At 58.9% G+C, this 12,357-nt stretch carries 9 protein-coding genes; 6 read left to right on the forward strand and 3 right to left on the reverse strand.

Annotated elements, in window-relative coordinates; translation table 11 throughout:
• Nucleotides 1-53: 53 nt before the first annotated feature.
• Both DRW39_RS09715 and DRW39_RS09720 read right to left on the reverse strand, forming a co-directional pair.
• Nucleotides 54-1,136 (reverse strand): mannose-1-phosphate guanylyltransferase, encoded by a 1,083-nt coding sequence (locus DRW39_RS09715; protein WP_232830108.1) that lies wholly within the window; start codon nucleotides 1,134-1,136, stop codon nucleotides 54-56.
• Nucleotides 1,137-1,250: 114 nt separating this feature from the next.
• Entirely contained in the window at nucleotides 1,251-1,913 is a 663-nt protein-coding gene (locus tag DRW39_RS09720; protein WP_116106847.1) for a transposase, read from the reverse strand.
• Nucleotides 1,914-2,074: 161 nt separating this feature from the next.
• On the opposite strand from DRW39_RS09720, the gene DRW39_RS09725 reads away from it, so the two are divergent.
• The 5 genes from DRW39_RS09725 (at nucleotide 2,075) to DRW39_RS09745 (ending at nucleotide 11,103) form a co-directional block, all read left to right on the forward strand.
• Nucleotides 2,075-2,650: an RNA polymerase sigma factor gene (locus tag DRW39_RS09725; protein ID WP_116106848.1), complete on the forward strand. Its 576-nt coding sequence runs from the start codon at nucleotides 2,075-2,077 to the stop codon at nucleotides 2,648-2,650.
• Nucleotides 2,637-3,875 (forward strand): carboxypeptidase-like regulatory domain-containing protein, encoded by a 1,239-nt coding sequence (locus DRW39_RS09730; RefSeq protein WP_116106849.1) that lies wholly within the window; start codon nucleotides 2,637-2,639, stop codon nucleotides 3,873-3,875. The genes DRW39_RS09725 and DRW39_RS09730 overlap by 14 nt, the downstream gene beginning before the upstream one ends.
• 14 nt (nucleotides 3,876-3,889) lie before the next feature.
• Nucleotides 3,890-6,715, forward strand: coding sequence for an ATP-dependent chaperone ClpB (clpB, locus tag DRW39_RS09735; protein ID WP_116106850.1), 2,826 nt, complete (start codon nucleotides 3,890-3,892; stop codon nucleotides 6,713-6,715).
• A gap of 271 nt (nucleotides 6,716-6,986) precedes the next feature.
• Nucleotides 6,987-7,469, forward strand: coding sequence for a DUF4199 domain-containing protein (locus DRW39_RS09740; protein ID WP_116106851.1), 483 nt, complete (start codon nucleotides 6,987-6,989; stop codon nucleotides 7,467-7,469).
• A gap of 232 nt (nucleotides 7,470-7,701) precedes the next feature.
• Nucleotides 7,702-11,103, forward strand: coding sequence for a HEAT repeat domain-containing protein (locus DRW39_RS09745; RefSeq protein WP_116106852.1), 3,402 nt, complete (start codon nucleotides 7,702-7,704; stop codon nucleotides 11,101-11,103).
• Here the strand turns inward: DRW39_RS09745 and DRW39_RS22890 are convergent.
• On the reverse strand, nucleotides 11,100-11,354 hold the full coding sequence (locus DRW39_RS22890; RefSeq protein WP_116106853.1) for a DUF3253 domain-containing protein: 255 nt from the start codon (nucleotides 11,352-11,354) through the stop codon (nucleotides 11,100-11,102). The two genes, DRW39_RS09745 and DRW39_RS22890, sit on opposite strands and share 4 nt — an antisense overlap.
• A 69-nt stretch (nucleotides 11,355-11,423) precedes the next feature.
• On the opposite strand from DRW39_RS22890, the gene DRW39_RS09755 reads away from it, so the two are divergent.
• Nucleotides 11,424-12,290 carry an aldo/keto reductase gene (locus DRW39_RS09755; RefSeq protein ID WP_116106854.1) on the forward strand — a complete coding sequence of 289 codons (867 nt, stop codon included), beginning with the start codon at nucleotides 11,424-11,426 and terminating at the stop codon, nucleotides 12,288-12,290.
• The last annotated feature ends 67 nt before the right edge of the window (nucleotides 12,291-12,357 follow it).

Below are 12,357 nucleotides of genomic sequence, written 5' to 3' on the forward strand. Positions count from 1 at the left end.
AACCAGCAACCAGCAACCAGCAACCAGCACCTAGCAACCAGAAACCAGCACCTCTACACGAAATTTTCCCCAAATTCGCTTTCGGCGCGGGCGCGCAGGGCTTTGATCTCCTGTTCGCGGTTGCGGGGATAGACGAGGAGGACGTCACCTTCGTCGATGACCATCAGGTCGTCTACGCCGCCGACGACGACGAGCTTGTTCTTGGGTGCCCGGATGAGGCTGTTGTGGGTGTCTTCGGTAATGACGGTGCCGGTAATGACATTCCCCTCACTGTCTTTGGAGCTCTCGTGGTAGAGGGCACCCCAGGCTCCCAAATCCGACCAGCCGAACTGAGCGGGGATGGTGAAAATATTGGCGGCATTCTCCATGATGGCGTAGTCTACCGAGATGCTGGGCGTTTGGGGGTAGAATTCGTCGATGAAGGATTGCTCCCGTTCGGTGTTGTAGTAGTTTAATCCCTGCGAGAGAAGGGCGTATATCTCGGGGGCGTATTGCTCGTAGGCATCCAGGACCGTCTTGGCGCGCCAAATGAAGATACCGGCATTCCAGAGGTAATCGCCGCTGCGCAGAAATCCTTTGGCGGTGTCCAGATCGGGCTTTTCAGTAAAGCGTTTTACGCGGTAGACATCCTCCGTATCGGTGGTTTCATCCAGGTACTGGATGTAGCCATAGCCCGTGTGGGGAGCGTCGGGAGAGATACCCAGGGTGACCAGGGCGTCGTTGTTTGCCGTGAAGTTGAGGGCCTTGCGGATGTTGGCCGTGAAGAGGGAGTCGTTGACGATGAGCGCGTCGCTCGGGGCAATGACGAAGTTGGCCTCCGGATCGAGGTTCTGCAGCTTAAATGCCGCGTACGCTACGCAGGGAGCGGTATTGTTCCGGCTCGGCTCGCAGAGGATTTGCTCGGGGCCGATCTCCGGGATGTGCTCCATGACCAAGTCTTTGTACTTACCGTTGGTAACGATGAATATCTTATCCGCCGTGGTAAGCTTCAGGAAGCGCTCGAAGGTCATCCGCAGCAGGCTGCGTCCGTCCCCGGCGATATCGAGAAACTGCTTGGGCTTATCCTCGCGGCTGGCGGGCCAGAATCGCGAGCCGACGCCGCCGGCCATGATCGCTACGTAGGTATGGTTTTCCATGGTGTGGGATACTTTGGGGTAAAAGTACGACGTGGGGTAGGATGCTGCCTCCGGCAGCGATGTTCGACGCGGCTTCCGGCCGCGCTGCAATCAATATTCTTAATGAATATGTTTTTAAGCTACCCGTAACTTGATAAAACTCTCGTGAAGCTCCGGGGCCCACCAGTTACCAAACCAGCTTAACGGATCATCCGTAATACCGGCCTTCACCGGATTATTTAGCACGTACCACAACACACTTTCGAATTTCCCCCGTCGAATTGCCCGATCGTACTCCTTCTCGGCCCATACCCGACGGCCGGGCGTCTTATGGAGGCGATTGAGCATGCTGCCCGTATATCTTTTATGATCACGCAACGTGGCCTTCAGCATCCAGGATGAATTAGCCTCATCGCTGGACAAGATGATGTGCACGTGATTACTCATCACGCTGATGGCATAAATCTGCAAGTTCCTTTGTTGGGCGATGTGCTGCCAAGAATCGATGATGATCTGCTTAGCTACGGGGGTGTCCAGAAAGGTAGGACCGTAAACGGCTTTATCCAGTAGGCTATCGTAACCGAGATAAAAGCGAACCGCCTGGTGCTCATTAAGCTCTCGGTGCCTCTTTCTGGCGGATGCATTCGTACTTCGAAGTTGATGAGGGAATTCCCGATTGAGAGCGACCAGCGCCAAGCGATGGCTTTCGTGGAGCCTTTGCATGGGTAGATTCGGTATGCTTCCGTAGAGCCGATAGGTGATGTGGACGGGAGTGGAGGGAATGGGATAGTCGTTCATGGCGGCGTATTTCCTCCAAATTTATTGTTTTTAATTTTATTTACAACATTTAGTTTATTTATTTTCTCGTCGCAGTCGGAGACTGCATCGAACGGCGCGGTTGGAAACCGCTTCTTACCGTTCCGCAGAACCTGACATTCTGGCTTTGGTACCTTTGCTTTATGTCCCCGTCCGATAGCGACCAATCTTTAGTCGACCGCTTCCGCATGAGCCGGAAGTCCCGGGACCTCTACCCCCTCTACCACCGCTACGCCGAACTCATCTACGCCTGGTGCCTCCGCTACCTGGGCACGCCGCAGCGCGCCGAGGATGCCGGCGCGGAGATCTTTACCGTGCTGCTGGAAAAGCTCCCCCGCCACGAGGTGACTAACTTCCGCTCCTGGTTGCAGACGGTGGTGCGCAACCACTGCCTGATGCAGCTGCGGCGGGAGAAGCGGGATCCGCTGCAGTTGAGTGAGCCGGTGTTTATGCAATCCGGACTGGAAGAGCATCTACGGTTTTTGGGACAGCCGGAAGTGGAGGATACCCGCCCGCTCTACCACTGCCTGAAAGAACTCAAGGAGAAACAAAGGCAGTGCATCCGACGCTTTTACCTGGAGGAGGGAGCGAGCTACCAGACGATCGCCGAAGCCTTACATCTAAGCGTGGGTCAGGTGCGTTCCCATTTACAGAACGGCCGTCGAAATCTAAAAATCTGCCTCGACGGCCTTAAGAACAACGACCGTGCTCCCGAATGAATACCGTGACCAAGAGTTGTTGCACCGCTGGATCAGCGGGGCCATCACCGCGCCGGAGGAAGCGGAACTGGAGCGGCGTGCCCGGACCGATCCCGAGTTACGAGAAGCGCTGGCCGGACTAGAGGAATACCCCGCCGAAGACCACGCCGCCCATGTACGGTCCATGAACGGTCGCGTCAAGCCCTCCGCCAGCCGGCGGTCCCTCTTTTCGCGCTACGCCGCCGCCGCCTCGATTCTGGTGTTGTTGGGTATTGCCATCCTGGTGTTGCCGCGGTACTTCGGGGAACCGGATGCCCCCGTGGCCATGGAACGGGAATCTCCGGCACCCTCCCCCACCCCGAAAAGCACGTTACCTGCGCCCCCGCCGCCATCACCTGCCGCGGAAGCGGATGAAGCGGTAACGGCAAGCCGAAAGGTAACGCCCGAAAGCGAGCCGGAACCGGCCGCCAAAGAGGAGGTAGTGGAGGAAGAGGTCCTCATGGATGATATGGAAGACGTGCAGGAATCCGCAGCCGAGGGCGCGCCCGCCCCGCAAGCGCGCCGCGCGACTACCGCCCCGGTGCTGCCGCCGCCCCGCCCACTGGGCAATCGGGCGGTAAGATCCCGGGTCGCCGCAGCGCCGGCTCCCCAAACCGTTAGCGGCCGGGTCACCGATGCCGACGGGGAGCCCATTGCCAACGCGGAGGTACGCCGGCTCGGGTTACCGCTCGGCACGACGACGGACAGCCTGGGGAATTTCAGCCTCCCGGCCGACGTGACGCTCAACCAGATCGAGGTGATTCATCCCGACTACGAAGAAGAAACCGTGGAAGTATTCGATACTTCCGCCCTGCTGCAGATCAGCCTGAACGAAGTGACCCGTAGGGCCCGCTCGGAACTGTGGATGGAAACGGCATCGGTGGTCAACGTGCCCCTCGATGACGACCTGACCACACGCCCCGAGGCGCGGCCCGAAGATGGGTATCGACAACTCCGCAACCGGATAGAAGCCGACCGGCCCGACGGGCTGCCCCCCGGAAAGGTGAGGGTCAGCTTTTTGGTCCATCCGGACGGCAGCCTCAGTGACTTTCGCTTCCGCGGGCAACCCGATAAGGCCACTATGGACTACGTGGGCAATGCGCTCGTCGAGTCTTCCACGTGGCAGGTCGTAAAACCGGACTCCGGGGAAGGGACCCCTGATCCGATTGCCCCCGTCCGGGTTTACTTTACCTTACGTTTTGAATAGCTTATAATAGGGATATGACCTACGAGAATTTTACCACCAAGGCGCAGGAAGCCATCATCCAGGCCCAGAAGATCGCAAAGGAGATGGACCAGCAGCAGGTGGATACCCCCCACCTCCTGGCGGGCATCATCACGGTTGACGAAAGTGTCGCCGACTTCATTTTTAAGAAAGTGGGGGTCGGCCTGCCCGAAGTGCGGCGGGAACTCAAGCAGGTATTGCAGGACTATCCCCGCGTGAAGGGGCAGAATAAACAGTACCTCACCGGTGACGCGAACCGCGCCCTCAGCCGGGCCAAGAAAATGCTCACCGACTTCGGCGATCAGTACATCAGCATCGAACTGATGATGCTCGGCATCATCCAGGGAGCCAGCGATAAGGGGGCCCGCATCCTGAAGGACCTCGGCGCCAGCAACGAAGGCATTCGCACGGCCATCCAGGAACTGCGTAAGGGCAAGACCGTCACCGATCCGTCCAGCGACGATACGTACAACCTGCTGGACAAATTCACGGTGAACCTCAACGATCGGGCGGAAAACGGCAAGCTGGACCCCATCGTAGGTCGCGACGAAGAGATTCGCCGCCTGCTGCAAATTTTGAGTCGGCGCAAGAAAAACAACCCGCTCCTCATCGGCGAGCCCGGCGTGGGCAAGACGGCCATCGTGGAGGGCATCGCCTGGCGGATCGTCAAGGGCGACGTTCCGGAAAGCCTGCGGGAGAAAAAGATTTTCGTGCTGGACATCGCCGGTATGCTGGCGGGCGCCAAGTACAAGGGTGACTTCGAGGAACGCCTGAAAGGGGTGATCAAAGAGGTCACCAGCAGCAACGGCCGCTACATCCTCTTCGTAGACGAGATCCATACCCTCATCGGCGCGGGTGGCGGCAACGGGGCCATGGACGCCGCCAACATCCTTAAACCCGCCCTCGCCCGGGGCGATCTGCGCACCATCGGTGCCACTACGCTGGACGAATACCAGAAGTACTTCGAGAAAGATAAGGCCCTCGTCCGCCGCTTTCAGACGGTGCGCATCGAGGAGCCCACCGTGGAGGACACCATTTCGATCCTCCGAGGATTACAAGAACGCTACGAAGTGTACCATAAGATCGAGATCCTGGACGAGGCGCTGGTAGCCGCCGCCGAACTGAGCAACCGCTACATCAGCGACCGCTTTCTGCCCGATAAGGCCATCGACCTTATCGACGAGAGCGCCGCCCGCCTGCGGCTGGAGCTGGACAGCGTACCCGAAGAGATCGACGAGTGGGAACGCCGCGTCCGTCAATTGGAGATCGAGCGGGAAGCCATCAAGCGCGAGGGCAGCGCGCCCAAACTGCAACTCATCGAGGAGCAGATCGCCAACGCCCGCGAGAAGCGCGACAGCCTCCGGGCCCGCTGGCGCAACGAAAAGGAACTGGTCGACGCCAGCCAGAACATTAAAAAGACCATCGAGGAGCTGGAGCACGAGGCCGAAAAAGCCGAGCGTAACAGCGACTTCGAAACGGTGGCCAAGATTCGGTACGGTCAGCTGCAGGACCTGAAAAAGCAACTGGCTACGGCAGATAAGGAGCTCGAAAACCTGCCCGACGAGAACCGCTTCACCAACGAGGAAGTCACGGCCAACGACATCGCCGAGGTGGTGGCCCGCTGGACGGGGATCCCCGTCCAGCGCATGCTGCAGAGCGAACGGGACAAACTCCTCAAACTCGAAGACGAACTGCACAAGCGGTTGATCGGACAGGAAGAAGCCGTCCACGCCGTTTCGGATGCCGTTCGGCGCAGCCGGGCCGGACTGCAGGACGAGAACCGACCCATCGGCAGTTTCATCTTCCTCGGCCCGACGGGAGTGGGTAAAACCGAGCTCGCCAAGGCCCTGGCCGAAGTACTTTTCAACGACGAGCGGGCCATCACCCGCATCGACATGAGCGAATACCAGGAACGCCATACCGTCAGCCGGCTCGTGGGGGCGCCTCCGGGCTACGTCGGATACGACGAGGGCGGACAACTCACCGAAGCCGTACGTCAGCGCCCCTACTCCATCGTCCTGCTTGACGAGATCGAAAAGGCCCACCCGGACACCTTCAATATCCTCTTGCAAGTGCTGGACGACGGCCGGCTCACCGACAACCGTGGACGGGTGGCCAACTTCAAGAATACCATCATCATCATGACCTCGAATATGGGGTCCGATACGATCCTGGAAAACTTCGAGGACCTGGCTAACGTAGACGAGCGCCACCGGCAGGAGATCATCCAGACCACCAAGGAGGAAGTTTTCGAAACTTTACAGGAAAATCTCCGGCCGGAGTTCCTCAATCGGATCGACGAGCGCATCATGTTTACGCCGCTGACCCGCAAGGAAATCAAGCACATCGCACGGCTGTTGCTGCATAGAACCGAGAAGATGCTTGCGCGCCAGGGCATGATCATCAAGATCAGCGACCGTGCCCTGGGCTGGTTGGCCAAGCGCGGCTACGATCCGCAGTACGGTGCCCGCCCCATGAAGCGGGTGTTGCAGGCGGACCTGGCCGACGAGCTTTCCAAAGATCTGATTGCGGGCAAGTTCATCGCCGGCGATACGATCTATACCGATTTAGGTGACGATGCCCTGGTATTCACCAAGGAACCCTTCCCCGCCGAGCCGGCCGCCGAAAGCAGCGCCGAGGATGCCGCCGAAGCGGAGGCCGTAGCCCGGGAACGCTCGGCCGACGATCAAACGGAGAAGAAGAAAACCCGCCGGAGCCGGAAGAAATCCGAGGAGACCGAGGCGCCCGAAGGAACGGTGGAGGAGCTTAAGAAAGCGACCCAAGACCTGCTGGATGCTACGGAAGACGCGAAGAAGGAATAGGCCGGTGGGCCGAAATGGATCCTTACGATCCGGCCGATTGCTCGCGAATACCGATAAATCCGATTTGAATCGATAGATATGACCACGTCTGTCCGACAACGTTCTACAGCGATAGGACCGACTCCGCCATGCCTGGCGTGAACGGCAGGAGGCGACCTGATTTATCCCTTTGATTTTCAGAGAGATAAACCACCGTAATAATGCTTCTAAAAGGCCTTTTCCGTGAACCAAAAACGAAAGATGCAGTTTGAAGTTTGTTTAAACATCAAACATGAAAACCATAGCAATCAAGTTCGGCCTTTATTTCTTCGGTGGGTTAGTAGCCATCTTTCTCCTCAGCTACGTGCTGGGTCTGGCGGAGAACTACGAGTTGCGGGTGGTCAACGGTGTGCTGCATATGGTGATCCTCTATTACGGGATCAAGCAATTGCGCTTGACGCAGCCTGAAACCCACCAGAATTACGTTAGCGGTGTCGCCCAGGGCCTGTACATAGGTGCCGTGGGTACCGTCCTGTTCTCCATTTTCACGGCCTTGTTCCTCTTCAGCGCTCCCGACCTGATGGCCAGGTTACAGGCCGACACACCGATCGGTACCGCCCTCACGCCCCTCACCGCCGGCGTCTTCATCCTGATGGAGGGGGTGGCCGTCAGCCTGATCGGCTCCTACATGCTTACCCGCTACGTCGATGCCCGTTTGGAAAAGAAAGGGACGGCCGACATCGCTTACGCCAGTCGGCGCTCGGCGGTGGAGTAATCGTGCTTTCCGGGGGGCTGCGGCTTGGACGGGTTGGTTGCTCTGCCCTAGCGTTATACCGAAATACTGGCGAAGGTCCCTGCGTATTTACCAGCCGATCCGTACTAACCGTACGTTTGCCGGAAGCTGCACCTGGAACGAGTAGGGAAAATGGTTATTGCGGCGGAGCGCAGGACTAAATCATTTTAGTGAACCTGATTGATGTATATTTATCCGACGTCAATCAGTCATCATGCAACGCTTTCTTCCCTTACTTTTCGTCCTTTTGACGCTGGTCTACTGTGCCCAGCAACCCGAAACCACGGGCCCGATTTACCCCGAGCGGGATATCGATCTCGAACCGGCGGCGGCCGCCGACCTGGCTAGCAAAATCCGGACGGAAACCAACGTCGAAGTCGTAGAGGACTTTGAACTCACGCTGTGGGCCAGCGATACCCTCGTCGCCGACCCCGTAGCCATCAGCGTGGCCCCCGACGGACGCATCTTCTACACCAGCGCGAACCGGCCCATCAGCTCCGAATTCGATATCCGGGGACATCGCGACTGGATGACCGCCTCCATCTCCTTCGAGACGGTGGAAGACCGGCGGGAATTTCTCCGGAAAACCTTTGAAGCCGATAGCGATCAGTCCGAACGCCACCTCAAAGACCTGAACGAGGACGGGGTGCGCGACTGGCGCGACCTGACCGTAGAGAAGGACGAGGTATGGTTCGTGGAAGACCGTAGCGGCAACGGGGTGGCCGATCACGCTAAGCTGTACATCGAGGACTTCAACGAGGAAGTGACCGACGTGACCAATGGCGTGGAGTACCACAACGGCGAGGTGTACATCTCCGTCGGCCCCGATCTGTGGAAGACCGCCGACACCGACGATGACGGTATTGCCGATGAGAAAGAATCCATCAGCCACGGCTGGATCGTCCACATCGGATTCGGCGGCCATGGCATGTCGGGCGTGACCGTAGGTCCGCAGGGCCGTATCTGGTGGGGCGGCGGCGACGTCGGCATGAACGTCATCGACAAAGACGGTAAGGAACACAAATACCCCAACGAGGGGACCATTGTCCGCTGCGATCCGGACGGTAAAAATTTCGAGGTTTTCGCCCACGGGTTGCGCAACACCCACGAGTTTGTCTTCGACGACCTGGGCAACCTGATCACCGAAGATAACGACGGCGACCACAGCGGTGAAAGTGAGCGTCTGGTCTACCTCATCGACGGATCGGACTCCGGCTGGCGCATCAACTGGCAGTTCGGAAAGTATACCGACCCGACCAATAACGACTATAAGGTATGGATGGAAGAGCGGATGTACGAACCCCGCTGGGAGGGACAGGCCGCCTACTTCCTGCCACCGATCCAGAATTACGTGAACGGCCCGACGGGCTTCGTTTACAACCCCGGCACCGCATTGGGACCGGAGTACTACCAGCACTTTTTCGTAGCCGAATTCCGTGGCAACCCCGCTAACTCGCCCGTGCACGCCTTCACCCTGGAGCCGGAGGGGGCGGGATTCAAACTCGGGTCGACCAAACAGGTCGTTTCCGGCCTGCTTCCCACCGGACTCGACTTCGGACCTGACGGGGCACTCTACTTCTCCGACTGGATTAACGGATGGAATCCTAAACAGGAAGGCCGGATCTGGAAGCTTGACGTTCCGGGCGGAGCCGATCAGCCTATCCGCCGGGAAGTAAAACGACTCCTTAACCTTCGAATGGATGAGTTGGGTACCGACAGCCTTGAGCTGTTGCTGGCCCACCAGGATCAGCGCGTCCGAAAAAACGCCCAATTTGAACTGGTCACCCGGGGTGAGGAAGGCTACCAGGCCCTGCTGCGTACCGCCCGCAGCGGTGAGAACCAACTGGCCCGCATTCACGGGATTTGGGGCATCGGACAAATGGCCCGCGTGGATATCGACCTGGCAGACGAACTTGCCTCCTTGCTCGGTGACAGCGACCCCGAGATCGTAGCTCAGTCGGCACGCATGATCGGCGACGTCCGAATGGATGGCGCCGGCGATCAGCTGATCGATTTGCTCGACCGCGAGGAACCGCGCGTCGTATTTATGGCGACCGAAGCGCTCGGACGCACGGATAATCAGGATGCGGTACAGCCCATCCTGGACATGCTGGAACGCAACGACGATCAGGATATCTACCTACGCATGGTTGGCATGATCGCCCTGGGGCGGATCGGGCAGTCGGACCCGCTGGTTGCCCTGAAGGACAGTCCGTCGCGGGCCCTGCGCACCGCTGCCGTCGTGGCCTTGCGTCGGATGGAGTCTCCCGAGATTGCCCAATTCTTGCAGGATGAAGACGAATACATCGTGGCCGAGGCCGCCCGCGGTATCAACGACGACTACAGCATCCCGGATGCGCTGCCCGCCCTTGCGGCCACGCTGGATGATCCCCGCTTTACCTCCGAGGCACTGCTCCGCCGGGCGATCAATGCGAACGTTCGGGTAGGCGCCCAGGAGAGCGTCGAGCGCCTCGTGGCCTATGCCGGCAACGGTAATGCCCCGGCGGAACTACGCGCGGAAGCAATTTCAGCACTGTCCGTCTGGGCCCATCCCAGCGTATTCGATCGCGTGGACGGACGCTACCGCGGAGAGTTCGAGCAGGACTCCACCGTGGCCGCTGCCGCCCTCGCTCCGAAGATCGCGGAACTGATGAGCCGGGGTGACGAAGCGGTTCGTACGGCGGCCATCGAAGCGGCCGGCAAGCTGAACCTCCAGGAAACTATTCCCCAGCTTACGGAGTTGCTGTCGCGCGACCGGTCTACCTTGGTCCGCACCGCCGCCCTAAATGCGCTAAACGATTTGGGTGCCCCCGACCTGGACCAAAACCTGGAAACCGCCCTGGCAGACCGGGATGGAAACGTAAGGGCCCGCGCCCTGGAGATTCTTCCCAGCTCCGGTATATCCGGGGACCGTTCTGTCCTGCTGTACGACAAAGTACTGGAACGGGGAACCGTCGTAGAGCAGCAAGCCGCCTTGCTGGGCCTATCCCAGATCGAAGGAGAATCCGCCGACGAACTATTCGGCCGCCTGCTGGACCGTCTCGAGGCCGATAACATTCCGACCGAAGTGAAACTCGACCTGGCCGAGGCCGTCGAGCAGCACGGCAATCCCCAACTCAACGCTATCCTGACCGACTATGCCGGAACCGTAGATAGCACCCTCGGTCTGTACGCCTTCGCCCTGGAGGGGGGCAACGCGGGCCGCGGCCGTAATCTGTTCTACCGCAACGAATCCGCCCAGTGCGTCCGGTGCCACGCCATCTTCGAATACGGCGCCAATGTAGGCCCGGGCCTGGAAGGCATCGCCGACCGACTGGATCAGCGGCAATTACTAGAGGCACTCATCCGCCCGAGCGCCCGTCTGGCTCCTGGCTACGAAACGATCCTGGTGACCATGAACGACGGTACCGTAACCGCCGGCACCGTCATGAAGCGTACCCCGGATGAGATTACGCTGAAAATCGGTAAGGAGGATATACAGACCCTGCAGCGCAGCGACATCTCGGAGGAAGAAACCGTCCCCTCGAGCATGCCCTCCATGGAGGAGCGCCTGGACCGCCGGGAGATTCGCGACCTGGTCGCCTTTCTGTCTACCCTGCACGCAGAGGAGTCTTAGTCAACTTCACGGTGCCGGAGTCGTATCGGCCCTTTCCACTCCGCGGATGGGTCGATAACCTCGCCGGACTGCGTAATATCGATCCGCCCGGCCAATGCCAGTGTTCTTGCGCGCTGTCTGACGGAGTCCATCAGCGGACGCCAATCCTGCGGCGCTAAGCTCCGTGCAACCTCCGATGGGCAAACCGTTTTGCTGCCGCCCCGTTCTCTGGTACGGGATAATATGTCCGCGTCGATCTCCTCATCCGTCATGCTGGCGCGCTGTTTGTGAACAATCTTGACCGTTAACGGCCTTATGTAGGTACATTAAATCATTAAGTTATGCCTACCACGACAGCTAATATTGCCGAAAAATCCGGCACCTATACGATCGGAGACGATATCACGATTCACCGCCTCGGCTACGGCGCCATGCGGATTACCGGAGATGGCATCTGGGGCCCACCAAAGGATCGCGACGAAGCCATCCGGGTACTGAAGGCAACGCAGGATGTGGGTATCAACTTCATCGATACCGCCGATAGTTACGGCCCGAATGTATCCGAGGAACTGATTGCCAAAGCCCTCCATCCCTATCCCGACGGTCTCTTGGTCGCCACGAAAGGCGGACTAGAGCGGACCGGCCCGAACGAATGGCCCGTGAACGGTCGCCCCGAGCACCTCGAAGCGGCCCTGAAGGGAAGTTTGAAGCGCCTAAAGCTCGAACGTATCGATCTCTACCAACTGCACCGTTTCGACGAAAAGGTGCCCACCGACGAATTTCTTGGCAAACTGGCCGAGCTCCAGCAACAAGGATATATCCGCCACCTGGGCCTGTCGGAGGTCAACGTAGAGCAGATCAAACAAGCGCAGCAACACTTCGAGGTCGTCAGTGTACAGAATAAGTACAGCCTCACCGACCGGCAGTGGGAGGACGAGGTGACGTGGACGCGCGAAAACAACATCGCCTTCATTCCCTGGTACCCCCTCGACGCCGGCGCCCTGGAAAATAAGGATCTGCAGCGCATCGCCAAGAAGTACGACAGCAGCGTCTACCAGATAGCCCTCGCATGGCTCCTTGCCCACAGCGATAATATCCTTCCCATCCCCGGCACCAGCTCGGTCAGTCACCTGAAAGAGAACACCCAGGCTGCAGCCATCGAACTCGAAGATGAGGACGTGCGGACTTTGGATAGTCTTCAGGGTTAGGGTGTAGGATATAGGTCATAGGATATAGGTCATAGGGTATAGGCTGTCGGCTGCGGGCCTATACCCT

Origin of the sequence: Lewinella sp. IMCC34191, from assembly GCF_003390935.1 — a bacterium.
GTDB lineage: Bacteria > Bacteroidota > Bacteroidia > Chitinophagales > Saprospiraceae > Neolewinella.